Below are 26,031 nucleotides of genomic sequence, written 5' to 3' on the forward strand. Positions count from 1 at the left end.
GGCTCACCTCTTCCCATTCCGAACAGAGAAGTTAAGCCTGCCTGCGCCGATGGTACTGTTACTACGGGAGAGTAGGTCGTCGCCAGTTTTTAATTAAAAGCCTCAAGTGAATAACTTGAGGCTTTTTTGTGTTTATAGATTTAAGATAGTAGAAACTAGATAGGAGATTATTGTACAGAGTACAAAGTAAAATGTACAAAGTAAAATGTATAATGTAAAGAGTACAAAGTAGTTTAGACTTCTTAAAACTAATCTCTAGCTTCTAGTTTGCAGCTTAACAACCCTTACACCTTATAATCTTACATCTTAAACCTAAATTCTAATCTCAGAAAAATACTGTAGGCATATTTATTGTTAAGTGAATTATAAATTAATTTCGTAATTTAACAATCATTCAATTTTATAAATCTACAAATGGAAATTCAGTACTTTTTTGAATTATTTGGTACATTATTTTTTGGTATTTCAGGTGCTCTAGCAGCAGATGAAAAATCTAGTAATGACTGGTTTGGAGTAACTTTTATAGCGTTTTTAACTTCTATTGGAGGAGGGACAATTCGTGATATTTTACTTTCTGTAAAAATTATTTGGATACAAGATGTTAACTTTATTTATGCAGTAGCTTGTGGCGTTATTTTAGCGGCTCTTTTTTACAAACCATTATTAAAATTGAGAAAAACATTTATGCTTTTTGATACTTTAGGTATTGCCTTATTTACAATTGTAGGAATGGAGAAAGCGCTTAATTTAGGAATTCATCCAATCATAGCACCAGTAATGGGAATGTTTACAGCAGTTTTTGGTTCTATTATACGTGATATGATGTTAAATGAAGTTCCAATTATTTTTAAGAAAGAAATTTATGCTTTTGCTTGTCTTTGTGGAGCTGTAATTTATATGGTTCTATGGAAATTAGGCGTTACAAGAAATATTAATTTCTTTGTATCTGGAGGTATTATTGTAGCATTTAGATTGGCTGCAATTAAATATAATTTATCATTACCTAAATTTAAAAGTCATTAATAATATGTTGAGTATTTGAATATCTTTGCAAACTATTTTTAATGACGTTATACTAAGATGGAAATACAATATATTTTTGAGTTATTTGGAACAGTTGTTTTTGCAATTTCAGGAGCTTTGGCTGCGGATGAAAGACAAAAACATGATTGGTTTGGAATTGCTTTCTTTGCATTTATTACAGCAATAGGTGGTGGAACACTAAGAGATTTATGTTTAAATAGTTATCCATTAGTTTGGATAGACGATATGAATGTTATTTATGCTGTTTTAGCAGGTATTCTATTAGCAGGATTATTTTATAAATACTTTTCTCGTTTACGTACAACTTTTATGTTATTCGATACATTAGGAATTGCCTTATTTACTATTGTAGGATTAGAAAAAGCACAATCTTTAGGAGTAAATAATTTTATTGCAGTAATTATGGGAATGTTTACTGCTGTATTCGGAGGAGTTCTACGTGATGTTTTAATTAATAAAACACCTACAATATTTGTAGAAGAAATATATGCAACTGCTTGTATTATTGGAGGTATCTGTTATCTTATTTTGGATAGTTTTGGTGTAGATAGAAATATAAATTTTATTGTTTCTGGTAGTATTATAGCAGTTATAAGAATTATTACAGTTAAATTTAATTTATCATTACCTAAATTTTATAAATAATGAAAAAATCGCCTTTTAATAGTGAACTGTGGACAGGAAGAGTAGATGCTGAAGATAAAGAACTGGGGTTAAGATTGCACCAGATTATTCAGGATTATACTCATTTCAGAGAATCTAATACGCAACCAAAAGTTATTATAGGCTTTTGTTCGGACGAAGGTGTAGAGCGAAATAAAGGAAGATTAGGAGCAAAAGAATCTCCAGATCATATAAGAAAATCGTTAGCAAACTTACCATTTCATTTTTCTAATGATCAATTTTTATTTGATGCAGGTAATATTATCTGTGATGATGATAATTTAGAAGAAGCTAGAGAAGAGCAGATTAATACTGTTGATAAAATTATAAAGAATAATCATTTTCCAATTGTAATTGGTGGTGGGCATGAAACGGCTTTGGGAAATTTCTTAGCTTTAATAAAAACCTATAAAAATGTAGGAATTATTAATATCGATGCACATTTTGATTTAAGAACTCCAAATCCTAAATCGACTTCTGGTACTCCTTTTTACGAAATGTCGAAGTATTGTGAAGCAAATAATTTAAATTTCAATTATATTCCAATTGGTATTCAAGAATTGGGAAATACAAAAGCATTATTTAAAAGAGCAGAAGATTTAAATGTTGAATATATAACAGCAGATGAAGTTCATCTTAATCTAAATAATATTTTAGATAAACTAAAAAGAGAAATTCAACAATATGATGCACTTTACATTTCATTAGATATGGATGTTTTCGATGCAGCTTTTGCTCCAGGTGTCAGTGCGACTACTGTAAATGGATTAACTCCTTTTCAAGTAAAATACATTTTAAAGTTATTGATGAAGTCTGAAAAAGTAAAATTATTTGATATTGTTGAGTATAATTCAAACTTCGATAGAGATAATATGACTTCAAAACTTTCTGCACAGATGATTTATGAAGTGCTGAGAAGTTAATTTTAAAGTAATTTTCATATTTTTTGTAACATTTTTTGTTTTTATGCGTATACATATATACAGGCTTTATTTTTAAAACTTGTAGAAAATTGATATATTAACAAATAAGAGGGTTTTTAGTTAAATGAGACAGCTTAAAATTACAAAGCAGGTAACAAATCGTGAGACTGCGTCATTAGATAAATACTTACAAGAAATTGGTAAGGTAGATTTAATTACTGCAGAAGAGGAAGTAGAGCTAGCACAACGTATAAAAGCGGGAGATCGTGTTGCCTTAGAAAAATTAACAAAAGCAAACTTACGTTTTGTGGTTTCTGTTGCAAAACAATATCAAAACCAAGGATTAAGTTTACCAGATTTAATTAACGAAGGAAATTTAGGTTTAATTAAAGCGGCACAACGTTTTGATGAAACTCGTGGTTTCAAATTCATTTCTTATGCTGTTTGGTGGATTCGTCAATCTATCTTACAAGCATTAGCAGAACAATCTCGTATTGTACGTTTACCATTAAATAAAATCGGGTCTATCAATAAAATTAATAAAGCATATGCTTTATTAGAGCAAGAACATGAACGTGCCCCATCTGCAGAAGAAATTTCTGAAGTATTGGATATGTCAGAAGGTGATGTAAAAGAGTCTATGAAAAACTCTGGTCGTCACGTCTCTATGGATGCTCCATTAGTAGAAGGAGAAGATTCTAATTTATATGATGTATTAAATATCGGAGAATCTCCATCACCAGATATTCAATTAATGATTGAATCTTTACGTGTAGAGATAGAAAGAGCTTTACAAACATTAACTCCTCGTGAAGCAGATTTAATTCGTTTATACTTTGGTTTAAATGGACAACACCCAATGACTTTAGAAGAAATTGGAGAAACATTTGATTTAACACGTGAGCGTGTTCGTCAAATTAAAGAAAAAGCAATTCGTCGATTAAAGCATACATCAAGATCTAAAATCTTGAAAACTTATATCGGACGATAAATAATACTAAGCAGCTGATAAAGCTGCTTTTTTTATATCATAATATTTTTAATCTTATATGAAACAAAGAATTTATACATTACTTTTCTGCTTATTTTTTTCTACTTTATTATTAGCGCAACAATCAATTGATAAAAAATTAGTTGGCTTCTGGTCTTCTATAATCTCCAAAACAAAAGAAGATCCAATAGAAGGGAAGTGGTTAATTAATAGAAAAGCTGACGGTACTTTTGCCATGTATTTAGAAATACTAAATAATAATGATACTATTTACGCAAAACAAAAAGGAAGATGGTGGACGGAAAATGGAAATTATTATGAAGCAGGAGATGTGGAATATGGAGACATTTATACATATAAAACCGATGGTAATAAAGTTGATTTTAGATTAATAAAAAATAGATTTCCTCAAGGTTTTAAAACAGTTAAGTATTCAGAGGTAAAAGCAAAAGATCAGTCAGATTATTATGAAGAAAAATATTCTGTCTTTTCGGCAAAAACATTGCAAAAGACTTTTGAAATGGAAGACAAGATGAATGGCTTTTCTTACGATGAATTAGATGGTACACAAGATGCTAGATTAGTTGGTGTATGGACAGGTTCTGAAAAAGATAATCAGATGGAAGGCACATCTAAGGAATGGGAAATGACAAGAAATACAGATGGAACGTTTGTTTTAGATTTTAGAGTTAAATCTAAAGGTAAAAAAATGCAAAGTCATATAGAGAAAGGAAAATGGTGGGTAAAGGATAATAAATTTTACGAATACCATGAAGATTCTGAAATGACAGATGTATATACTTTCGAAGTTTTAAATGATAATCAAATAAAATTTAAAGAATATAATTTATCTGTGGATCAAAATAAATCCAATTACGAATTTATAGATACAAGAAAGAAATAATAAAAAAAACAGCTTTTTAAAAAGCTGTTTTTTTATTTATAATAATTTTCCACTTAATATGACAGCAGAAATAGAAAAGTAAATAATTAAACCAGAAACATCAACTAATGTAGCAACAAAAGGAGATGAAGCTGTAGCAGGATCAAAACCAATTTTTCTTAGAATAAAAGGAACTAAAGATCCAGATAATGTTCCCCATAAAACAATTATAATTAGAGATAATGCAACGGTAAGCCCAATAGAAAACCAGTATTCTCCATAATCATAAAACCCTAATTGTTGCCAAATGGCAATTCTAGTAAAACCAACTAACCCAAGTATTCCTCCTAATATTAAACCAGAAGTAAATTCTTTTTTCATAACATACCACCAATCTTTTATTTTTAATTCGCCCAATGCCATTGCACGAATAATAAGAGAAGCAGCTTGCGAACCAGAATTTCCTCCACTAGAAATAATTAAAGGAACAAACAAAGCTAACACTACTGCTTTTGCAATTTCTTCGTCATAATAACTCATTGCAGATGCAGTAAACATTTCTCCAACAAAAAGTATAACTAACCAACCAGCTCGTTTTTTAATTAATTCTACAATTGGTGTTTTAGTATAGGAAACATCTAATTCTTCCATACCTCCAAACTTCTGAATATCTTCTGTATCACGCATTTTAACCTGATCTAAAATATCATCAAAAGTTACTATTCCTACCAAAACATCGTTTTCAGTAATAATAGGAATTGCAGCACGATCGTATTTATCAAAAACTTCTAAAGCTTCTTCTATTGGAGCAGTTGTTTTAATAGACACAAAATTGTGATCCATTAATTCTCCCATCGTTGTATGTTTATCTGCTAATAAAATTTCACCAATTTTTAAATCGTCAATTAAACGATTTTTTCCATCAACAATAAAAATATAATTTAATGTTTCAGCTTTTTTACCATATTTTTTTATGTGTGCTAAAACTTCTTTTACGGTGTAATGTTCCTTTACTTGTACATAATTAGGTGTCATTAAACGAGCAATAGAATCTTCCTTATAGCCAATTAAATTTAAGGCAATAGATCTTTCTTCTGGATTAAGAAGGTTGATAGAATGTTTAATTAATTCATCTGGAAAGTTCTCTAATAATTCGGTTCTATCATCAGGATCAAGATTATTAAGTACATCTGCCAAATCTTTATCAGTCAAGCTTTTTACAATTTCTTGTTGAATACTGGAGTCGAAGTAGGAAAACACATCAATTTTTGTTTGATGAGGAAGCGTATAAAAAGCAATATTTCTGTTTTTTACGTCTAATTCTGTTAATTGTTCTGCTATATCTGCAGGATGTTGATTTAACATATTATTTTCCATACATTTGTAGTTTTTTATTCCATTGCGCAAAAGTAAGTTCTTTTAGCTAAAGAAAAGAAAAACCTAGCAATTTTAAGCTAATTTTAATGAATGTTTAGAAAATGAATGATAATCAAAGTAAAAATATAATTGCTTTATTAAAGTCTACAAACCCAGATAAAAGATTTGTAGGCAATTGGTCAGGTACAGATCATGGTAAGTTTTTTAAGGGAGAAACGAATAGTTGGACGGTTAATAGAAGATTAGATGGAACATTTAGTGTTACATTTAAAACGATCCATCAAGATGATACTGTAACATTTTTAGAAGATAAAGGTTATTGGGGTGTAAACAATCAAGATTATTATGAATTTAGAGAATCTGATGAACAAGCCGATCATTACACTTTTTTATTTCTTTCTAAAGACTCCATTCATTTCATTATTAATGAAAAATTGCAAGAAGAAGAACCCTATAATTTTATCGATTTTAGAATGTTGTTAGATTAGAATATTATTTATATTTACCGCTAATTTAACATTATATGAAATACACTATTCTACCATTTTTACTTGCTTCTTGTTTATTTGCTCAAGAAAAAGCAACAGATTTATTTAATGCAAATATTAAATTTATAGGAATTGGTATACAGTACGAAAAAAGTTTAAGCGATAATTTTACTGCAGTAGGAACTATAGACTATATAGGAGGTTTTTCTTACACTACAGATTGGAATGGGGAAGGGGATCTTAATTATATTTTTACAACTAGTTTAAATTTAGAAGGTAGATACTATTATAATTTTGATAGACGAATTTCAAAAGGAAAAAACACAAAAAATAATTCAGCCAATTATATCGCTTTAAAAGGGATTTACATACCAGATCTTTTTACATCAGCTAGTGATAATAAAACTGTTGATCCACAAGGTTCTGTTGTTATAAATTACGGATTAAAAAGATCTTTTTCTAAAAACTTTTTCTATGAATTTTATACAGGTTTAGGAATTGCCTTCTATCAGGATAAAAATTATTATTATGATTTTAATTATGAAACGCAAACAGAATACCGAAGAATAAGTAAGAAAGTAGATAAAGGAATTATGTTAGATTTAGGTTTTAGAGTGGGATATAATTTCTAAAATAACAGATTATTATAAAATATAAATCGTTGAAAGTAGTTTAAACTTTCAACGATTTTTTTATTTCATTATCTTTGTATTTCACTAAACAAAACATAAAAAAATGCCTATTATAGCACCTTCAATTTTAGCAGCAGATTTCGGAAATTTAGCAAAAGACATCGAAATGATAAATAACTCTGAAGCAGAATGGTTTCATTTAGATGTTATGGATGGTGTTTTTGTACCCAACATTTCGTACGGAATGCCTATCATAGAAAAAATAAACGCTTTAACAGATAAAGTTTTAGATGTACATTTAATGATAGTAGATCCAGATCGCTATATTTCGACTTTTAAACAAGTTGGTGCAGACATTCTTACAGTACATTACGAAGCTTGTACACACTTGCATAGAACAATACAAGCTATAAAAGCAGAAGGAATGAAAGCAGGAGTAGCTCTTAATCCACATACACCAGTATCTGTTTTAGAAGAAGTAATTAACGATTTAGATTTGGTACTAATTATGAGTGTTAATCCAGGTTTTGGAGGACAAAAATTTATAGAGAATACCTATAATAAAATCTCTAAACTTAAAAAGATGATTACAACTGCTAATGCAAATGTTATAATAGAAGTTGACGGAGGAGTGAATAATATTAATGCTTCAAAATTAGTAGAAGTAGGAGCAGATGCTTTGGTTGCAGGTTCAGCAATTTTTAATGCCGAAAATCCAACCTCTTATATTTCAGAACTTAAAAAAGCATAATTTTTATACTATAAAAATAATTTTTAGGGCGACCGGGCGGGTTTTTTGCTACAATCTTTTTGCTAAAATTAGTAAGACGAGTATCAGCAAAAAGGATTTCCACTACAATCCCTGTCGAATTTTATATCATTTTTAGTAATAAATTAGAAAACCAATTCATGAGTTTTTCCCAAAAAGACAATTCTAAAAAAATATACACAATAGACGAAATAAAAGATAAAATGGCAAAATATTGCCTTTATCAAGATCGTTGTCATTGGGAAGTAGAAAAAAAACTACGTGAATTTGATTTAATTCCAGAAGCAAAAGACGAAATTATTTTTAAACTCCTTCACTATGGTTTTCTAAATGAAGAACGATTTGTACATAACTTCGTAAGAGGAAAAGTGAATCAAAAATTGTGGGGAAAAAATCGTCTTAAACAAGAATTAAAACTTAGACAAATAGATTCAAAATTAATAGATACAGCTCTTAAAGAAGAAATTGATCCTGAAAAATATTGGAATAATTTGGTTAAGCTATCTCAAAAAAAATACGATGCATTGTATAGTGAGCGAGACTCTTTTAAGAAAATAAATAAAATAAAATCATTCTTAGCCTACAAAGGTTATGAGTTCGATTTAATTAATGAAGCAATTGTTCTACTTAATATCAAATAGTTTTTTAATAAACTAAACGCAATAATGAACTTCTAGCTTCGCAATTCTTCACTCCTTATATCTTATGTCTTACAATCTTATATCTTAAACTAACAATTCATCCGTAAAAATCGACAACTCGGTAAAATAGTTTTTAAAATATTTATTTCTATGTTTAGTTTTATCTAAAATTAACACACATGGAAAACTTTATAAAAATCATCATTTACATTCATGCATTCTTCGGAGGTATAGGTTTATTAGCAGGAACAGTATTAATGTTCTCTAAAAAAGGAAATAAATTACATAAACAACTTGGTAAAATATTCTCTGTAGGAATGATGGTAAGCTCTATTTTATCATTATTTATCTGTTTATTTCCAAATCACCATAATTCATTTTTATTCATGATTGGGATTTTTACAATCTACATGATATTGATAGGAAACCGTGTTTTGAATTACAAGAAAAAATCATATCAAAATAAATTAGATAAAGTAATCTCAGGTAGTATGTTCCTAACAGGAATAGTAATGATTGGACTTACATTTTACCAAAAAATAGTAAATGATAGTTTTCCTATTTTGTTATTACTTTTCGGAGCATTAGGATTATTTATGTCTTATAAAGATTTTAAATTTTATGCTAATTTAGAGAATCATAAAAAGTGGTTAATGTCCCATGTAGGAAAAATGGTAGGAGCTTATATTGCTTCTGTTACAGCATTTTTAGTTGCGGGAGCAGGATTCGGGAGTAACATGTATGCTTGGATTTTACCATCTGTAATAGGAACAGTTTACATTATTGCTTGGGGAAGAAAATTAAATAGAAAAGTAGCTTAAGGCAACTTCAATTCACGTAAAAATATATAAAGCTTTACAGATTTCTGTAAAGCTTTAATTTTAATATTTTCCTAACTCCTTTTCTAATTCTTCTAAGTATTTAGCAAGATGTAAACCGTCTACAAAACCATGATTGGCTTCTACAGAAACAGGCATATACATTTTATCTCCTTCTTGATGCGCTTTTCCAAAAATAATACGAGGAATAGATTCTTTTGTTCCATAATTTGTTGGCTGAACTAACCCTGTAAATCTAGACCAAGGAAAAGTAGAATGACGAACTAAACCAACCGTTATTTCTTCATTTTTAATATGCAAACCAACACAGCTTTCTACGCTTGCAATTTGTTCTTGTAATTGTAGATTAAAAGTTTCGAAATCTTCTGTGAAATTCATCAAGGCAAACCCAAATGTTCCATCTTTTCTTCCGATTGTTGTACCACAATCTAAATGATCATAAACAAATATTTCCTCATCTTCTATGCGATATTTAAACTCTTCTACACGGTTTTCTGCTTGCATAGAACTAAATAAGTAAATGGCAAAAAAAGATTTTTTATGTGCTTTTGCAAATGCATAAGCTTTAGAACACTCAACTTCTGCTACAATTCCGACATAGGGATTATCCATATTAGAGAACATATTGTAATGTTCTTGTCGGTTCCAACCTTCAGGATTAAAAACTCGTTTCATGCTGCAAAAATAAAACCTTCGAAATAAAATCCGAAGGTTGTAAAATGATTATTTTTAAAATATTTTATCCATGCATTGGTGTACATAGTTCGATAAGAAATCCATCAATATCTCGAATATAAGCAACAGTCTGTCCCCATGGCTTTTGTTTTGCCTCTTGTTCTATTATAGCTCCGTTTTGAATAGCTTGATTAATGTATTTTTCTACATCATCTGTTACTAAACCTAATTCTATAGCAAAAGGTTTTTGAGAGATATTACTTTCTACAAACCCATTTTTCAAATTAGAAGTAGCAAGTGTTTTAGAAGCAAAAGAAATTGTTGTTTCTCCTGTGTTTAATTCTCCATAGTCATTTTCTGGCGTAATAAACTTACCTTCGAATCCAAACGAATTTTCGTAAAATTCGATAGATTTTGTTACATCTTCAACATATAAAATTGTGTACTGAAACTTAATCATATTAGTTTAAATTAATTGTATGAATATTATTCTTATCTATTACTTTTATTTCTGTTGTAAATGCTTGTGCTGGGATTTCTGTAGGAAACCAGTTTCTATTTTCTTTTACTATAATTAAAAGACCTTCATCATCGCCAATAGCTGTAAAAACTTCGCTGTTATCATTTTTATCAAATAATTCTAACTGATATTTTTCTATTAAAGCTTTTCCTAATTCGTCTGGTTTTTCCGTTACAATACCTATTTCGCTAATATTTAAAATTTGTTGAGAATTAAAAGGCTTCTCAGTTTCATTTTTTAAATCTTTTCTAGTAATAAATTCAAGTAAATTACCATTATTGTCAAAGAAGTAAACAGAATTTGCTTTCCAAGTTTCAAAATTAGAAACCACCAAATCATTTTCTTTATGGATTAAATCTAATCTATTTTTACTCCAATTAATAGCTTCTTTTAATTGATTAGCTGGAATATTAAATGCCAAATGATAAACTGGTTGATTGTTTTTATTTTGAATAAAAGTTAACAATGATTCTCCAACTTGGATAGTTGCTGTTTCATTTGTTACTTCTATAACTTCTAAATCAAGTTTTTCTTTATAAAATGCGATTGTATTTTCTAGATTAGGAGTTTCTATTTTTATATGATTTATTTTCATTGTTTGTTAAATTAAAATTAATGAGCACCAGATTTTGAAAAAAGATTAATAATAACAACTCCTATTATAATAAATATAATACCGAGTATTGCCGGAAAATCTAAGGTTTGTTGATAAACAAAATAAGCAACTGTGGAAATAAGAACAATACCAAATGCAGACCAAATAGCATAGGCAATTCCAATAGGAATAGTTTTTAATGCAAATGATAAAAGATAAAAAGAAGCAGTTATACCAATAATAAAAAGTATTGTTGGTAATGGCTTCGTAAATTGTTCTGTTTTCTTAAGGATAGAAGATGCAAATGTTTCGCAAATAATTGCTCCAGCAAGAAATAAATAACTTTTCATAAGACTATTTTCTTCAAAAATTTAAATAAATATTATTTCCGTTAAGGTAGAATAGTTTTATGAATTGAAGAAACAAAGAGAATATGAAAAAACTATTCTCTTATAATTTTTTTTCTATGACTTCTTGTTTTTAATTTTATTTAAAACGTTTGTTAATGCATCTTTCGCAGGTACTTTTTCATCTGGAATAACACCATGTAAATCTTTATTTGTAGTACCAATGGTATAGAATTTTTTAGTAGAAATATTCAGTTTCAATTTTGTATTCGGAAGTTCTGTCGGAATATAATCTCCATAAGAAACAATCCATCCTCCAGTTTCTTCACCAATAATTTCACCTATTTTGTAATGTTTAAATGTTTGTGCAAAATTCATTGCAGATGAATAAGTTTTAGTACTAGTAAGTAAATAAATGTCACCAATAAAACGATTATTAATAGGATTTGGAGTAGTTGTGCTGATATCTGCTATTGTATCAAAAGTTCCGTTAGACTTATTTTTTATATAATTGTAAGTATTACAATTATTAGAATCTTTTTCACAATAAAGTTTATAGAAATCTTTCTGTAATTGACTGTATTTTATAACGGTCTCTTTGTATTGAGAAAAAGATACAGGACTTATATATTGTAATAAATCATTTCCTAATGCAGAATTTCCTCCGCCATTCTCTCTTATATCAATAATTAGATTTTCAATATTATTCTCTTTTATTTTTAGAAAGCTATCTTTTAAAAATTCTTGAAAATTCTTTTGATCAGTCATATAATTAAAAGTTATAATAGCAGTTTTTATTTCTGGTTTTAAATGAAAGTCATAATCTTTAACTTCTTCTTTTTTCGTTTGAGTATTTGCTTTTTTCTTAAATATCTCATTCATTTCTGGAATTGTAATAGCATCAACTTTTATAAGACTTGCTTTACCATTATATCTATAAACAATATCAAAATCATTTTGATTGAAATCATAATAAGCACTCAATAAAATTGAAAACATACTAAAATCAGTTCCCATTTTTAATCTGTAGGAATTACTTTCTCCACTTGTATTTTCAATAATTTTATGGATAATATTTTTACTCGATAATTTATTGATACTTAAAATTTCTGCTCCAACAGGTATTTTGTTGTAAGCAGAATCAATATGTTCTGTGATTTTTAAATAGGGTTCATCAATAGAAGATTTAACAATGAAAGGAAATAGATAATCATCTTGATTAAGAATTTTCTTACCAGGAAATAATAGTCTTGTATGACCATCTTGTAACGAAGCAACGAGTGGTGAAACAAGTCGATAATATTCTTTTAATGTCAGAGAATCTTTAAAATTCTCCTTCACTTTTTTAACTTGCTTTTCAAATTTTGCTTTAGAAATAACTGTGTAAGGATTTGGATGAGTTCCCTCAATTGATGAAATTAAAAAAGAGAAATCTTCATTTAGTTCCTTTTTAGAAAATTTTGTAGATGTTAGTTGTGCATTTATTGTTGATAAAAGTAAAAGTAGAGGTATTGCAAATAAAATTTTTATAGATGTCATGTGTAAGTATTTTAACAAATGTAAAATTTATTAAAATACTATGCAATACAAAGTACTGTTTTGTTTGTGAAATATTTATTTATTTATTCAATGTTCTTAAGGCTTTCTTTATAATATATTTAGTTTCTTTCGTATTACTTTCATTTTCCCATCTTAAACATAAATTCTTTACAAATTCAGGCTGAGTTTTACTCGCATCATTTAGCCAATTCCCAACACTGTCTTGAACATATTTTGATGTGTCCGATTTTAAAGACTCCAAAATAGGTAAAGCAAAAACGGGTTGTTGTTTTAATTCTTCAATATGTTCGCACCATACCCCACGAGGGCGAGTAGATTCTGTTGCAAACCGTCTTATGTTTTCATCTTCATTGGTTGCCCAGTCAGTTAATATTTTAATACTTTCTTCGAGATTATGAATAATTTTTTCTCTTGTAACCATCCAACTTATTTCTCTTACACCAAAATGATGGTCAGCTGCAAATGGCTGAAGTTGTATAAGTGTATCTGTAATATTTAACTGTTCATTTTTACCAATTGTATAAGTTGCCCAACATCTTATTAAATCAGCTTTATGTTGAGATAAGATATTCAAGAATTCTTTATCATTATGAGCGTTAGTTAATTCAAAAATTTCTAAGCCAATAGCTTCATTTATTGTATTAACTGTTTGTTTCTTTAATTGATTAATTCTACTTAGAATAGGTTTTAAGTAGTTGCTTCTATTATGTTGTTTCAATAAATTTTTAAGCAATAATTGCTGATCAACAGCTAACCATTCAACTAAATTTACAGTTTCTATTTCTCCATTATTTAATTGTTCTAAAATAGTAGTGGGAATATCTTTTGTAGAACGTGCTCCTTTACGTTTCATAAATTTATATATACTGTTTTAGTTCATCAATATTAATTCTTTGCATGTAGTTAGCATTTACAAAATTATATATAATTGTAGCATTTTTATCTAATACATAAACGGCAGGTATCGGTAGAGTGTAGTTATTAGTGGTATTTATTTTTAGTAAATCTATACCTAAATTCTTATAATGATCAATTACATGATCTTGTAATTCAAATTCGATACCTACTTCTTTAGCAAGTTTATTTTCTTTATCAGATAAAATAAAACTCGATGTTTTATATTCCGATGCCCATTCTAAATTAGCATTTTCATTTTGAGGTGTTATAAAAATAAATCGTATAGCATCATTTTTTTCTATTTCCTCAACCAAAGCTTTTAATTCTAAATTACAATACGGACACCAACTTCCACGAAGAAACGCAATAATTAATTTTTCATGGTCTAATGAATCTTCTAATGTTATCGTTGTGTGATGTTGATTTTTTAAACTAAAAGAAGGAAATATATCTCCATTAGTTAAACTATTATTTTCTATTTTTCTTTCGATTAAATCTTGAATAGATTTTTGAAAAGCCTGTAAAGTTTCTATTGGTAATTGAGTAGATAGTTGTTTATTTAATTCTGTTATCTGTTGTGCTAAAATATCCATAAAGATTTGTTTAATTTTATACAAATATTGAGAACAGTTTCGAGCTAAACAATATCGCATAATATTATCCCATAGGGATAAAAAAGTCAATATTATTTTATTACTAGTATTGAGAGAAGAAAATAATAGATTTTTTTTAGAGTGTTTATAAGAAAACAGATTAATGAGAACAAAAGAACAACTTATAGAAGATAAAATTTGTCCGTTAGAATTTGCAGTGAATGCAATAAGTGGGAAATGGAAAATTCCTATAGTTTGGCAAATAAATGAAGGAAAGAAACGTCCATCAGAATTTCTGAAAGGAATAGGAAAAGTAGATAGACGAGTATTGAATCAACAATTAAAGGAAATGGAACAAAGTGGAATATTGTTTAAAACATCCTATCCAGAATTACCACCACGCGTAGAATACTCCTTAACACCACTAGGTGAGGAATTAGTACAAGTGTTGTGGAAATTAAATAATTGGGGAGAACGTTTATTAGAAGAGAAAGAGAAGTAAGAACTCTCTTTTACATAATAGATTCTCCAAATGTTAGTAAATTATGATCGGGGTCAAGTAAAGAAAATTCTCTTTGTCCCCAAGGTTTAGTTTCTAACTTTCCGTTTAGATGAATATCAACATTATTATCTAACATAGTTTGATACAAAGTATCGATATCATTTGTACGGATATAAACTTGACCATAATTATCGATTATATCTAATTCTTTGAACTCAAAAAAATGAATCTGAATATTGTCTTTTATCACCATTAAATATCCATCATGGTCGATATTTCCAAAGATTTCGAAACCTAATTGATTAATATAATAATCCTTAGTTCTAAGCTTATTACGCATTGGTAATTTTGGATGTATTTCTGTTAGCATTTTTTTTATTTCCATAATCTTATTATTTCATCAATTCCTTTATCAAGACCTTCATAATAGTTTGCTTCTTTAAATTCAGGAACTATAGTTGAATCTATTATTTTTTTACAAATTTCATCTGTCAATACTTTTTGAGCTTCATTTGATGTACTAATTCTTAATTTTCTAATCTTTGGACTAATTATGATGGTTAAGTTATTAACTTTTTTACTGTTATTTGGTACGAATGAATTAGAAAGATTTACAGCAAAAAGGTCGAAAGGTTCTTCATTAGTTTCATTAAAATCTACTATAAAAAGATAAATTTGATTAGTTGGGCTTGTATTGTAATTTTTTAATTTTAATTCTAATTTTTCAATGCTAGTATGATCTAAAAAAAGAAGTTAAATCTATAGCATATTCAAAAGACCCATTTAAACTATTATTTTTATTAATATCAGTAACAATTTTACTGACGCAGTCAGATTTCGATTGGGGAAGACAGGAGTAAAAAATTAAAACAAATAATAAGGTTAATATTTTTTGCATAAAAGTACGGTTGGTTGTGTCTAAATTTAATAAAAGATTTTTTACAAATATATTTTATTGATCAAAATTGATTTTCAAGATGTTGAATAATATAATTTGTTACTTTTTCTATTACTATTTCCGGAACTTGTTTATGTGGTGTATGACCAACTGATGGAATAATAAATTTTTCAGCTTCTCCTTTCACTTTATCAATTGTTTTTTCCACTTGTTCTAATGTTCCATATTCATCTTTTTCACCTTGTATAAAAAGTAAAGGAGAAGTAATATTTGTTAATAAAGATTCTATAGACCAATTTCTGTATTCTTTACTAGTCCATGTTTCTGTCCAAGCTTTAAATAAAAGATCTACTTTATCTCCATGATACTTTGCTAAACGTTCAGCTAAATTCGTGTTTTTATAAGCGTCCATGGCTTCGTGAATTCCAGCAAGAGTAACCTCTTCAACAAAAATATGTGCTGCTTCTACAATAGTTGCATTTATATTTTTGGGATATTTACTTGCCATAAGTAAAGCAATTGTTCCTCCATCGCTATGCCCAAATAGAATGGCATCATCAATATTTAATTCAATTAATAAATTATTCAAAACATCAGCTTCTAATTCCATGTAGTTTACATCTCTTTTAGAAGTCATCATAGAAGCAGATTTTCCATAACCTAATCTATCATACATAAAAAGATTGCATTGTGTAGCTTCTGCTATTTTCTGAGGAAAATCTCTCCAAAGTTGTACACTCCCTAAACTATCATGAAGAAAAACAAGTGTTGGACGATTTTCAAAAGAATTATAGTGTTCAAAATAAAGCTCTTGTCCTTTTATATTGATGGTTTTATTTAATAACATTTTTTATTTTTATTGAGTAGTAAATATAATTCTTTCATTGGAACTGTTAAAATAACGGATTAACTTTTCTTAACTACGTATTGTGATTTCATAAGGCTTTTAAGGTATGTTATTTGACCTTTATAAGTAAACAATACAAAAAACAAAAAATTATGGAAAATGCAGCAACAGTTTCAGTATTAAACGATTTACTGAATATTACAAACGATAGAATAAAAGGGTTTTTAAAAGTCGAAGATAAGGTATGGAATGCTTATCCACAATTAAAAAATGATTATGATCGTATGGTTTCTGAGTCTCAAACTATGAAAACAGAATTATCACAATTGATTGTGGAGAGAGGAGGAGTACCAGATGAAACAGGTTCAGCAGTAGGTTCTTTACACAGAGCTTGGATTGACATTAAAGATTCATTTTCTGGAGATTCAGCTTCGTCTACTTTAGGAAATGTAGTTTTTGGTGAACAATCTGCCATTGATGCTTATGAAAATGCATTAGAAAGTGGAGATTTATGTCCTGGGAGTACAAGAGTTGTTCAAAACCAATTACATCATTTAAAATTATCTTACGAGAAATTTAAAAACCTTGATGAATTGAAAAGATAGAATTATCACAATTCAGTTCATAAAAAATCTCCAAAGAATCTAGTTCTTTGGAGATTTTTTTATAATGTTTGATTTTTTAATCATTCAGTTTTAAAACAGCTAAAAAGGCAGATTGAGGAACTTCTACACGTCCAATTTGACGCATTTTCTTCTTACCAGCTTTTTGTTTTTCTAATAATTTACGTTTACGAGAAATATCTCCACCATAACATTTTGCAGTTACATCTTTACGTAAGGCTTTAATTGTTTCACGCGCAATAATTTTTGCACCAATAGCAGCCTGAATTGGAATATCAAATTGTTGACGAGGAATTAATTCACGTAATTTCTCACACATTTTTTTACCAATGTTATAAGCATTATCCACATGGATTAAAGCTGATAAAGCATCAACTACTTCACCATTAATCATGATATCTACTTTTACTAATTTCGATGCTTTCATTCCAGAAGGAGCATAATCGAAAGAAGCATAACCTTTAGAGATAGATTTTAAACGATCATAGAAATCAAAAACAACCTCTGCCAAAGGCATATTAAAAATCATTTCTACACGGTGCTGAGTTAAATAATTTTGAGACTGTAATTCACCACGTTTTTCTATACATAAACTCATTACTGGTCCAACAAATTCAGATTTTGTAATAATTGCCGCACGAATGTATGGCTCTTCTACACGATTTAAACCTGATGGATCTGGTAATTCTGATGGGTTATGAACAGGAACCATTTTATCTGGATCTTTTTCCAAATAAGCTTCGTAAGATACGTTAGGAACTGTTGTAATAACAGTCATATTAAACTCACGCTCTAAACGTTCTTGTACAATTTCTAAGTGTAACATTCCTAAGAATCCACAACGGAAACCAAAACCTAAAGCAGCTGAAGACTCAGCTTCAAAAGTTAATGAAGCATCATTTAATCTAAGCTTTTCTATAGATGAACGTAAATCTTCATAATCTTCTGTATCTACAGGATAAATACCAGCGAATACCATTGGTTTCACTTCTTCAAAACCATCAATAGCTTCAACAGCAGGATTATCAACTAGCGTAATTGTGTCACCAACTTTTACTTCGGCAGCATCTTTAATTCCAGAAATAATATAACCTACATCTCCTGTTTTAATAACAGGTTTTTCAACTTGATTTAGCTTTAAAGTTCCAATTTCATCGGCAAAATATTTTTTATTTGTAGCCATGAATTTTACTTGTTGCCCTTTCTTTATTTCTCCATTTACAACTTTATAAAAAGCTTCAATTCCACGGAATGGATTGTAAACAGAGTCAAAAATTAAGGCTTGTAATGGAGCTTCAGGATCTCCTTGTGGAGCTGGAATTTTCTCGATGATAGTGTGTAATAATTCTAAAACACCTTCTCCTGTTTTTCCAGAACAACGTAGAACATCTTCAGGATCACATCCTAAAAGATCAACAATATCATCAGTTACTTCTTCTGGGTTAGCAGAAGGTAAATCGATTTTATTTAATACAGGAATAATTTCCAAATCATTCTCTAACGCTAAATAAAGGTTAGAAATAGTTTGAGCTTGAATACTCTGTGCTGCATCTACAATTAACAAAGCTCCCTCACAAGCAGCAATTGAACGAGAAACCTCGTACGAAAAGTCTACGTGACCTGGAGTGTCAATTAGATTTAAAATATATTTTTCACCATCTTTTTCATATTCCATTTGGATGGCGTGCGATTTAATTGTGATTCCGCGCTCGCGTTCCAAATCCATATCGTCTAATGTTTGATTTTGTAACTCACGATCAGAAATCGTATTTGTTACTTGTAATAGACGATCGGCCAAGGTACTTTTACCATGGTCAATATGGGCGATAATACAGAAATTACGGATGTTTTTCATATTCTATTTACTCGAATAGGCAAAAATAATCTTTTCCGCTAAGACTACAAGCTTTTTGAAAAAATAAAGTTTAATAATAAACTTCTTTTAAGTTGCGGAAATTTTAATTGACACGAGACTCAACTTTAAATACAATTTTATAGTCTACATATTGATTGTTTTCAAAAGCAGGAATAATTTTTTTTCCTTTTTTTTCATAATATTTGAAGACTTTTGAAATACGTTTAAGATAAGCTGTAGAAACGACAGGATCACTATCTTTAGAAAAGCTAAAATCAGTTACTTTACCATCTTTTTTTACAGTAAAAAATAATGTTATATCATTATTTAATTTGTCTTCTTTAAAAAAATCTTCAGCAGAGTACTGTGTTTGGTCGTTTAATTCGTACCAAAGTTTTTCAGAAAAACATTTTCCTAATTCTTCGTTTGTTTTGAGTTTATTACATCCAGGAAAAATAGGATGTTTAATACTCTTTTGAGAATAGCATAAGAATGAAATTAATAGTATTACAAAAGATAATACTTTTTTTATGTTTATCATTATAAATAGATTAAGATTGAGTAAAAGTACTTTAACAATCTTAATCTATCTAAATTTTAAGTATAAAAAATTCTAAAATTCTAATTTTGCACTTAATTCAATTTTTCCTGGAATTTCATTAAACATAGCTGGAATAATATGTTGCTCGCTATTGTCTAAATATTCAGAATACTGAACAAATCTTTCATTAAAATATTTTGCAATAGAAACTTCAGAATAAGAAGGAGTTTTAAAGCTACTTAGCTTTCCATCTTTTTCTACATTAAAATAAATAATTAATTGCTTAATATTTTTCTCTTTGATTAAAGATAAAATAGTAGGATCTAAATTAGATTTTAGTTTTTCAGATAGGCTTGTTATAAAGCAATTTTTCATTTCTTCATTTTTTTCTGAAATAGGACATTCAGGAAAAATTGCGAATGTATATCTGTCTTGTGCGAGAGTTAGGGTTGGTATAAGTAACAAAAAAATGTAAATATTTTTCATGATTTTTAATACAAATACTTTGCAAAAGTAGTATATTATAAAACAAATTAATTAATTAAATTGTTAAATATTTTTGATGCTTATCCGATGTATATGATAGTGAAATAGCTGATTTAGAAAAATATTTTATAGATAAAAAGGTTTAATTAATTTTTATCTATTTTTTTAATTTTATCTGTTTTTATTTAATGTAAATAGGTGTTTTAAATTTTATGTTAAATATGAAAAAGCTAAAAATATTTTTTTATCTCATAAAAAAGTTTTTAACTTTGTCGCCGATTAAGTTTATAAAGTTTAACAAATTTAATAACGAAGAAATAAAATGTTCAAAGATTTCACATATCAAATTTTAGCTATTGCAAATTATTTTGCAGTGAGTATTCTTCGTGCATCAACTTTTTAGAAAATAAATTCTATTATATCTCAGCCCGAAGAAATTCTCTTCGGGTTTTTTTTGCTTAAAATTTCCCGAAAAAAAGATGGATAAGAACTAATAAATAATTAGCTCTCATCAAAATCCTTTGTGTTCAATCAAAGCGGTTTTTTAAATTAATTAGAAAATCATGGGAAATAAAATCTCTGGAAAGGACTTTATAAAATTAGGCTTTCCAAATAATAATTCGATTAATATTGTTTTAGGACAAATTCATCGATACAGAAAAAAAGAAAATAAACAAACAATACTTAACGAAGCAAAAGAAGTTTTACTAGAACCAGAAAAATATATTGGTCATGGAATTTGGGGTAAAGTTGCTGAAGGTTTAATAAAACCCGTCGAGATACGTTTACAACAATTAAAAAATACTCGTTCCCCTTTCTCTATTTTTGGAGAAAATGAGATAGACGAAGAAGCTAAATATCAACTTTACGATGCTTTAAAATTACCAATAGCCGTAAAAGGAGCATTAATGCCAGATGCTCATTCTGGTTATGGTTTACCTATAGGTGGAGTATTAGCTACCAATAATGCTGTTATTCCTTATGGAGTAGGTGTGGATATAGGTTGTAGAATGAGTTTATCTGTGTTTGACTTACCAGCTAATTTTTTAAAAGGGAAGTCTCATCAGTTAGTTCAAATTCTACAAGATCAAACGAAGTTTGGAATGTATGAAACTCATAAGGTAAAGGCGGATCATGAAATTTTTGATAGAACAATTTTTAATGAAATTCCTCTTTTAAAAAGTTTGAAAACTAAAGCCTACCAACAATTAGGCTCTTCTGGTGGAGGAAACCATTTTGTTGAGTTTGGAATTATAAAATTAGAGGAAGTTAAACCTGAGTGGAATTTAATTCCAGGTGAGTATTTAGCCATTTTATCACATAGTGGATCTAGAGGTTTTGGTGCGAATATAGCAAAGCATTATACTTATTTAGCAACAAAACAATGTCCATTACCAAAGCATGTACAACACTTAGCTTGGTTAGATTTAAATACGCATGATGGACAAGAGTATTGGATGGCTATGAATTTAGCAGGTGAATATGCGAAAGCTTGTCATGATGATATTCACCGCAGAATAGCTAAATCTTTAGGAAAAAGAATCGTATTTAATATTGAAAACCATCATAATTTCGCTTGGAAAGAATTGGTTGATGGAGAAGAAAGAATTGTTCATAGAAAAGGAGCAACTCCAGCAGGAAAAGGTGTTTTAGGAATAATACCAGGATCTATGACAGCACCAGGTTATATCGTTGAAGGATTAGGAAATGAATTGAGTATTAACTCTGCCTCACATGGAGCGGGTCGTAAAATGTCTAGAGCAAAATGTAAATCTACAATTACGAAAAGTTTTATGAATGCACAAATAAAAGATGCAAGTATAGAATTAATTGGAGGTAGTGTTGATGAGTCACCATTTGCTTATAAGGACATAAAAAAAGTGATGAGTTTACAAACAGAATTGGTAAAAGTGTTAGGTACATTTTCTCCAAAGATTGTAAGAATGGATAAATAATATGCTATGATAAAAATTATTCAAATTACATCTGGAAGAGGTCCTGCTGAATGCAATTTTGTTGTAACAAATGTATTTAAACGTTTTACAGAAGCGTGTGAAATAAACAACATTGAGTATGCTGTTATAGAAAGAGAAATAGATAAGGATTTTAATTTAGTTTGCTCTGTAACATTAGAATTAAAAGGAAAGCAGTTAGATGTTTTTATTAAAGAATGGTTAGGTACAATTCTTTGGATTGGGAAAAGTCCATTTAGAAAATTTCATCAACGTAAGAATTGGTTTATAGGTTGTTTTGAATTAGAATTACCAAAGGAGAATAAAATCAATTCGAAGGAAATTGTTTATCAAACGATGAGAAGTTCTGGAAATGGTGGACAAAATGTGAACAAAGTTAATTCTGCTGTTAGAGCTACACATCTACCATCTGGTATTTCTGTAGTTTCAATGGATTCTCGATCACAGCATCAGAATAAAAAAATTGCTACAACTAGATTGTTATTAAAGTTGCAAGATGATAACGATCAAAAACTAAAGAATTCTATTCAAGAAAGATGGATAAATCAAACTTCAGTAGAAAGAGGTAATCCAATAAAAATTTATAAAGGAGATAAATTCTTATAATATAAGAGCCATTTTATATAATGGTATTTTGGAATATTACTTTTTTAAAATAGCTTCAATCAGATGATTGAAGCTATTTTTGATTTAGGAATTAAAAAAGTCTTTTAAATTTCTATTTCTTGTAATTTTATATAAGAATAATATTACTCCTATAACTTCTACAATAGTTGAAATAAATAAAACCATATTTGCATTAGGATGGTGTGTTAATTCCATTAAAGCACCAATAATCCAAATAATAACTCCTAAAGCTAGGATAATGTATGTATGTTTGATTTTCACTTTTATTACTTCTTTAAAATAGCATCGATTATACTTTTTAGATTCTCATTAAATTCTACGAATTGATCATCTTTAGATAAACCTCTATGTTTATTTTTAACTAGCTTTTACAGCTTCCCTTCTTCTTTTTTTTAAGGGCTATTAATCTGCTATTTCTTTTAATTTTAATAACAACATTTCTAATTTTAATAACATATTTAAATACCATAAAAAAATCATCAATTTCTTGACGGAAATAAATTTTTAATAGGTATTTTTATCTATTTTTACAGAATTACACTTTCGTTGACTTTATACTTAATGTGTAATTGTTTTATAAATATCGAAATATATTTCGAATTATAAAACAATTATTCGAATAATTATTCGGATAATTGTAGATGAAAAATATATAAATTTGGTTATGAGTAATATAAATGACAGGATAAAAGATTTGGTTTTATTTTTTGCTAATGGGAATAATAGTTTATTCGCAAGTAAATTAGGAATAAGTGAAGCTAATGTTAGAAATTATATATCTAAAACAGAACCTAAATTCAATATTTTAGAAAAAATCGCAAATAATTTCGAAATAAATTTCGAATGGCTTTTAACTGGAAAAGGAGAAATGCTTAAACAAGAAAGTGAAATAGTTAATTTAGAAAAAAACTCATTTGAAAACCTTTCTATAGAAGAAAAATTGAAAGCAATTTTTATTCAAAATAAAGCGCTTAAAGAAAAGATAGATAATGTTTCTACTTCTAATAAACAAGCTTTATTAGAAGTAGAAAACAGAATATTTGGGGATGTTAAGAAAAATATGAAAAAGTTTACTCTTCAAGATATTTATCTACTTATTGAAGATGTTGAAACTAAACAAGAAACTCAGCATGATATATTTAATAATATATTAGCTGAATCAAAAATTTTAGAATTTCTTAAGTCTTTAGAAACAAATGAGCACAATATAGATCCTACAAAAACTTTTACTAAATAATTATTTAGTAACTCTGCAATCTTATGTTTTTTATTAGTTCTCTAATGTCATCGCTCTCATAATTATTAATCATATTAGTAATAAACATATAGTTGTGTTCATCAACTAACATTTTATCAAGTGATTTCGACATTTCTATTAAATTCAGATTATGTTCAATCCATGAAATTTTTTCACTTTTAAATAATTCTAAACTTCTTAATCTTAATTTCTGTATCATTATGTTATTATAATTATACTTCATTAGATTTATTATTATTTAATTCTTTAAGAACATTCTCTATAACTTCAATTTTGATAGAATCAGATAAAATTGCTGTTTTTATAAATTGTCGTATTCTTTTTAATAAATAAAAAGAACAAATAGATATAAGTATAATAAAAGCATAAAATTGAGTAAGTCCAGAAATGAAAAAACCAGAAAAATTTAATATTGCAGCTATAAGCATTGTTAGATATGCAAATAAAGGAAATATATATAATATTTTAGATGGACGAAAATATGTTGAGACAATTATTAATATTGGAGACAGAATGACTCCAATTGTCCATATAAAAGCATATATATCAATAAAATAATAGACTTCTAAATCATCTATTGAAACTCCAAATAATTTTAAAATAAGATATAAAAAATTATCAATAAAAGGTGATAGTCCACTAGTAAATAGTAAAAAAAATGATAAAAATGCAGTTTTTGTATTTATTTTGGAAATCTTAGTGTTGAGCTCGTCTGATTTTATCTGTGTCAATTGTTTCAAGACATAGCATTGTTCTTCTTGATTTAATTCTTTGAATAGAGTTAAAATTCTCTTTTCTTTATTCATAGGTTCTAGGAGTAAGAGTGGTAGGTTGTGTATCTTCTTTTTGTTGGTTATTTAAGTCGTCGTTATTGTAACTAAATAATAATAGTCCTCATGTTATAAATACGGATAAAGTAACTTATTTTTTCATTAATTCAGTTTTGTATTTATTTTGGAAATCTTAGTGTTGTGGTGGCGTGTGTCGATCTGGATCAACTGTTCTGGTTTTTTGAATAGAGTCAAAGTTCTCTTTTTTTTGTTCATAAGTTCTAGGTGAAAGAGTTGTTGTTTTAATTTCTTCGTTTTGTTTATTATTTAAGTCGTCATCGTTACAACTAAATAATAGTAGTCCGCATATTACAGATACGGATAAAATAACTTGTTTTTTCATTTTCATTTTCATTTTCATTTTTGTTTAAATTATAATAAATATTTTTTTTAAATGTGAGATCTCTTAATCTTCTTTAAGAACTAAGTTTATTAATTTCATTTTAAGCTCTTCAGAAAGCTTTTTGATTAATAGAAAATTATATACTTTTTTAAATAATAGTATTACTGCAATACTTATAAGCGTCATAACAATATAAAATTGCATTTTACCTGTAATATAGTAACCCATGCTATTTATGATTACAGCGATAGAAGTTACTAATCCGCTAATCATAGGGAAAATATACATTATTTTATTTACTGATAGAAATAAACTAAAAATAATAAGTAAAGGAGCAAAAGAAATACAAAAAGTCCAAGTCGCAGCTAAGAAATTTGCAAAATATGGTACTTTAATTACTTCATTTATATTGGGAAATAGTAATTCTAAAAAATTATCAACGAAAGGTAATAAAGCACTTAAAAAAACAATTGCTATACCGAATATAGATTTAATAAAATCGAATTTATTATCTATTTGAGTATTTAAGCTTGGTTGGGTCAATTGCCTCAAAATATTTTTCCGTTCCTCTGTATTTAATTCGTTCAAGAGAGTCAAAACTCTTTTTTCATCTAATTCGTTCAAGAGAGTCAGGATTCTCTTTTCTTTGTTCATAGGTGGTAGAATTGTAGGTTGGTTTTCTTCTTTTTGTTTGTTATTTAACGTGTTATCAGTGTAAATAAATAACTTGTTTTTTCTTTCATGCTAAATTATGGCAAATATTTTTTTTAAATATTTTTAAATACATAATAGAAAAAAATAACAATTTTAT

32 protein-coding genes, 1 rRNA gene and 1 pseudogene are annotated in these 26,031 nt (G+C 28.0%); 16 read left to right on the forward strand and 18 right to left on the reverse strand.

The features are described from left to right. The 6 genes from rrf to BUA86_RS12550 form a co-directional block, all read left to right on the forward strand. Nucleotides 1-88: ribosomal RNA gene (rrf, locus tag BUA86_RS12525) — 5S ribosomal RNA — on the forward strand; the annotation flags it as partial. 326 nt (nucleotides 89-414) lie between these two features. Beyond that, a complete protein-coding gene (locus tag BUA86_RS12530) occupies nucleotides 415-1,023 on the forward strand; it encodes a trimeric intracellular cation channel family protein (protein WP_072933177.1) in 609 nt (202 codons plus the stop codon). A gap of 57 nt (nucleotides 1,024-1,080) precedes the next feature. After that, complete coding sequence (locus BUA86_RS12535; RefSeq protein ID WP_072933179.1) at nucleotides 1,081-1,689, forward strand: trimeric intracellular cation channel family protein; 609 nt, start codon at nucleotides 1,081-1,083, stop codon at nucleotides 1,687-1,689. Further along, nucleotides 1,689-2,630: a formimidoylglutamase gene (hutG, locus tag BUA86_RS12540; protein WP_072933181.1), complete on the forward strand. Its 942-nt coding sequence runs from the start codon at nucleotides 1,689-1,691 to the stop codon at nucleotides 2,628-2,630. The genes BUA86_RS12535 and hutG overlap by 1 nt, the downstream gene beginning before the upstream one ends. A gap of 124 nt (nucleotides 2,631-2,754) precedes the next feature. Next, entirely contained in the window at nucleotides 2,755-3,621 is an 867-nt protein-coding gene (locus tag BUA86_RS12545; protein ID WP_072933183.1) for a sigma-70 family RNA polymerase sigma factor, read from the forward strand. Nucleotides 3,622-3,679: 58 nt separating this feature from the next. Continuing rightward, nucleotides 3,680-4,525 carry a lipocalin family protein gene (locus BUA86_RS12550; protein ID WP_072933184.1) on the forward strand — a complete coding sequence of 282 codons (846 nt, stop codon included), beginning with the start codon at nucleotides 3,680-3,682 and terminating at the stop codon, nucleotides 4,523-4,525. 36 nt (nucleotides 4,526-4,561) lie between these two features. Here the strand turns inward: BUA86_RS12550 and mgtE are convergent, their stop codons facing one another. Beyond that, complete coding sequence (gene mgtE / locus BUA86_RS12555) at nucleotides 4,562-5,899, reverse strand: magnesium transporter (RefSeq protein WP_262891208.1); 1,338 nt, start codon at nucleotides 5,897-5,899, stop codon at nucleotides 4,562-4,564. 83 nt (nucleotides 5,900-5,982) lie between these two features. Here mgtE and BUA86_RS12560 point away from each other — a divergent pair, with 83 nt between their 5' ends. The 5 genes from BUA86_RS12560 (at nucleotide 5,983) to BUA86_RS12580 (ending at nucleotide 9,232) form a co-directional block, all read left to right on the forward strand. Beyond that, on the forward strand, nucleotides 5,983-6,369 hold the full coding sequence (locus BUA86_RS12560) for a hypothetical protein (RefSeq protein WP_072933188.1): 387 nt from the start codon (nucleotides 5,983-5,985) through the stop codon (nucleotides 6,367-6,369). A gap of 35 nt (nucleotides 6,370-6,404) precedes the next feature. Beyond that, nucleotides 6,405-7,001: a hypothetical protein gene (locus tag BUA86_RS12565; protein WP_072933190.1), complete on the forward strand. Its 597-nt coding sequence runs from the start codon at nucleotides 6,405-6,407 to the stop codon at nucleotides 6,999-7,001. Between the two features lie 103 nt (nucleotides 7,002-7,104). Next, entirely contained in the window at nucleotides 7,105-7,752 is a 648-nt protein-coding gene (gene rpe, locus BUA86_RS12570; protein ID WP_072933192.1) for a ribulose-phosphate 3-epimerase, read from the forward strand. A gap of 158 nt (nucleotides 7,753-7,910) precedes the next feature. Beyond that, nucleotides 7,911-8,411, forward strand: coding sequence for a regulatory protein RecX (locus BUA86_RS12575; protein WP_072933194.1), 501 nt, complete (start codon nucleotides 7,911-7,913; stop codon nucleotides 8,409-8,411). Nucleotides 8,412-8,590: 179 nt separating this feature from the next. Then, entirely contained in the window at nucleotides 8,591-9,232 is a 642-nt protein-coding gene (locus BUA86_RS12580; RefSeq protein ID WP_072933196.1) for a DUF2306 domain-containing protein, read from the forward strand. Nucleotides 9,233-9,292: 60 nt separating this feature from the next. On the opposite strand, the gene BUA86_RS12585 is transcribed toward BUA86_RS12580, so the two are convergent. The 7 genes from BUA86_RS12585 to BUA86_RS12615 all read right to left on the reverse strand — a co-directional run bounded on the left by BUA86_RS12585 (nucleotide 9,293) and on the right by BUA86_RS12615 (nucleotide 14,437). Further along, nucleotides 9,293-9,925: a CatA-like O-acetyltransferase gene (locus tag BUA86_RS12585; RefSeq protein ID WP_072933198.1), complete on the reverse strand. Its 633-nt coding sequence runs from the start codon at nucleotides 9,923-9,925 to the stop codon at nucleotides 9,293-9,295. A 64-nt stretch (nucleotides 9,926-9,989) separates the two neighbouring features. After that, nucleotides 9,990-10,385: a VOC family protein gene (locus BUA86_RS12590; protein WP_072933200.1), complete on the reverse strand. Its 396-nt coding sequence runs from the start codon at nucleotides 10,383-10,385 to the stop codon at nucleotides 9,990-9,992. Between the two features lies 1 nt (nucleotide 10,386). Then, complete coding sequence (locus tag BUA86_RS12595) at nucleotides 10,387-11,040, reverse strand: VOC family protein (protein WP_072933201.1); 654 nt, start codon at nucleotides 11,038-11,040, stop codon at nucleotides 10,387-10,389. Between the two features lie 17 nt (nucleotides 11,041-11,057). Beyond that, nucleotides 11,058-11,390, reverse strand: coding sequence for a DMT family transporter (locus BUA86_RS12600; RefSeq protein ID WP_072933203.1), 333 nt, complete (start codon nucleotides 11,388-11,390; stop codon nucleotides 11,058-11,060). A gap of 114 nt (nucleotides 11,391-11,504) precedes the next feature. Then, a complete protein-coding gene (locus tag BUA86_RS12605) occupies nucleotides 11,505-12,926 on the reverse strand; it encodes a S41 family peptidase (RefSeq protein ID WP_072933205.1) in 1,422 nt (473 codons plus the stop codon). Between the two features lie 79 nt (nucleotides 12,927-13,005). Beyond that, complete coding sequence (locus BUA86_RS12610) at nucleotides 13,006-13,800, reverse strand: DNA alkylation repair protein (protein WP_072933207.1); 795 nt, start codon at nucleotides 13,798-13,800, stop codon at nucleotides 13,006-13,008. Between the two features lie 4 nt (nucleotides 13,801-13,804). Beyond that, entirely contained in the window at nucleotides 13,805-14,437 is a 633-nt protein-coding gene (locus BUA86_RS12615; protein WP_072933209.1) for a redoxin domain-containing protein, read from the reverse strand. Nucleotides 14,438-14,600: 163 nt separating this feature from the next. Between BUA86_RS12615 and BUA86_RS12620 the strand changes: the two genes are divergently transcribed. After that, nucleotides 14,601-14,939, forward strand: a complete 339-nt coding sequence (locus BUA86_RS12620) for a winged helix-turn-helix transcriptional regulator (protein WP_072933211.1) — start codon at nucleotides 14,601-14,603, stop codon at nucleotides 14,937-14,939. Nucleotides 14,940-14,949: 10 nt separating this feature from the next. Here the strand turns inward: BUA86_RS12620 and BUA86_RS12625 are convergent, their stop codons facing one another. The 3 genes and pseudogenes from BUA86_RS12625 to BUA86_RS12635 form a co-directional block, all read right to left on the reverse strand. Next, nucleotides 14,950-15,309 carry a bleomycin resistance protein gene (locus BUA86_RS12625; RefSeq protein ID WP_072933452.1) on the reverse strand — a complete coding sequence of 120 codons (360 nt, stop codon included), beginning with the start codon at nucleotides 15,307-15,309 and terminating at the stop codon, nucleotides 14,950-14,952. Between the two features lie 5 nt (nucleotides 15,310-15,314). Continuing rightward, a pseudogene (locus BUA86_RS16405) lies at nucleotides 15,315-15,674 on the reverse strand (TPM domain-containing protein); the annotation flags it as partial. Between the two features lie 224 nt (nucleotides 15,675-15,898). Next, on the reverse strand, nucleotides 15,899-16,684 hold the full coding sequence (locus BUA86_RS12635) for an alpha/beta fold hydrolase (protein ID WP_072933212.1): 786 nt from the start codon (nucleotides 16,682-16,684) through the stop codon (nucleotides 15,899-15,901). Nucleotides 16,685-16,836: 152 nt separating this feature from the next. Here BUA86_RS12635 and BUA86_RS12640 point away from each other — a divergent pair, with 152 nt between their 5' ends. Beyond that, complete coding sequence (locus tag BUA86_RS12640) at nucleotides 16,837-17,289, forward strand: ferritin-like domain-containing protein (protein WP_072933214.1); 453 nt, start codon at nucleotides 16,837-16,839, stop codon at nucleotides 17,287-17,289. Nucleotides 17,290-17,365: 76 nt separating this feature from the next. Here the strand turns inward: BUA86_RS12640 and lepA are convergent, their stop codons facing one another. The 3 genes from lepA to BUA86_RS12655 all read right to left on the reverse strand — a co-directional run bounded on the left by lepA (nucleotide 17,366) and on the right by BUA86_RS12655 (nucleotide 20,189). Beyond that, nucleotides 17,366-19,162 (reverse strand): translation elongation factor 4, encoded by a 1,797-nt coding sequence (lepA, locus tag BUA86_RS12645; protein WP_072933216.1) that lies wholly within the window; start codon nucleotides 19,160-19,162, stop codon nucleotides 17,366-17,368. 103 nt (nucleotides 19,163-19,265) lie between these two features. Continuing rightward, complete coding sequence (locus tag BUA86_RS12650) at nucleotides 19,266-19,703, reverse strand: hypothetical protein (protein WP_072933218.1); 438 nt, start codon at nucleotides 19,701-19,703, stop codon at nucleotides 19,266-19,268. 72 nt (nucleotides 19,704-19,775) lie between these two features. After that, nucleotides 19,776-20,189, reverse strand: a complete 414-nt coding sequence (locus tag BUA86_RS12655; protein ID WP_072933220.1) for a hypothetical protein — start codon at nucleotides 20,187-20,189, stop codon at nucleotides 19,776-19,778. A gap of 563 nt (nucleotides 20,190-20,752) precedes the next feature. On the opposite strand from BUA86_RS12655, the gene BUA86_RS12660 reads away from it, so the two are divergent. Both BUA86_RS12660 and prfH read left to right on the forward strand, forming a co-directional pair. Next, on the forward strand, nucleotides 20,753-22,144 hold the full coding sequence (locus BUA86_RS12660) for an RtcB family protein (RefSeq protein WP_072933222.1): 1,392 nt from the start codon (nucleotides 20,753-20,755) through the stop codon (nucleotides 22,142-22,144). A gap of 6 nt (nucleotides 22,145-22,150) precedes the next feature. Further along, a complete protein-coding gene (gene prfH, locus BUA86_RS12665; RefSeq protein WP_072933224.1) occupies nucleotides 22,151-22,768 on the forward strand; it encodes a peptide chain release factor H in 618 nt (205 codons plus the stop codon). An 84-nt stretch (nucleotides 22,769-22,852) separates the two neighbouring features. On the opposite strand, the gene BUA86_RS12670 is transcribed toward prfH, so the two are convergent. Further along, a complete protein-coding gene (locus BUA86_RS12670) occupies nucleotides 22,853-23,050 on the reverse strand; it encodes a hypothetical protein (protein ID WP_072933226.1) in 198 nt (65 codons plus the stop codon). Nucleotides 23,051-23,453: 403 nt separating this feature from the next. On the opposite strand from BUA86_RS12670, the gene BUA86_RS16295 reads away from it, so the two are divergent. Next, nucleotides 23,454-24,026, forward strand: a complete 573-nt coding sequence (locus BUA86_RS16295) for a helix-turn-helix domain-containing protein (RefSeq protein WP_229731822.1) — start codon at nucleotides 23,454-23,456, stop codon at nucleotides 24,024-24,026. Nucleotides 24,027-24,259: 233 nt separating this feature from the next. On the opposite strand, the gene BUA86_RS12685 is transcribed toward BUA86_RS16295, so the two are convergent. The 3 genes from BUA86_RS12685 to BUA86_RS16070 form a co-directional block, all read right to left on the reverse strand. Then, nucleotides 24,260-24,853 carry a hypothetical protein gene (locus BUA86_RS12685; RefSeq protein ID WP_072933229.1) on the reverse strand — a complete coding sequence of 198 codons (594 nt, stop codon included), beginning with the start codon at nucleotides 24,851-24,853 and terminating at the stop codon, nucleotides 24,260-24,262. Nucleotides 24,854-25,010: 157 nt separating this feature from the next. Then, nucleotides 25,011-25,220, reverse strand: coding sequence for a hypothetical protein (locus BUA86_RS12690; protein ID WP_143147325.1), 210 nt, complete (start codon nucleotides 25,218-25,220; stop codon nucleotides 25,011-25,013). 63 nt (nucleotides 25,221-25,283) lie between these two features. After that, nucleotides 25,284-25,874, reverse strand: a complete 591-nt coding sequence (locus tag BUA86_RS16070) for a hypothetical protein (protein WP_143147326.1) — start codon at nucleotides 25,872-25,874, stop codon at nucleotides 25,284-25,286. Between the last annotated feature and the right edge of the window lie 157 nt (nucleotides 25,875-26,031).

The sequence above is a fragment of the Chishuiella changwenlii genome (assembly GCF_900142565.1).
Classification (GTDB): Bacteria; Bacteroidota; Bacteroidia; order Flavobacteriales; family Weeksellaceae; genus Empedobacter; species Empedobacter changwenlii.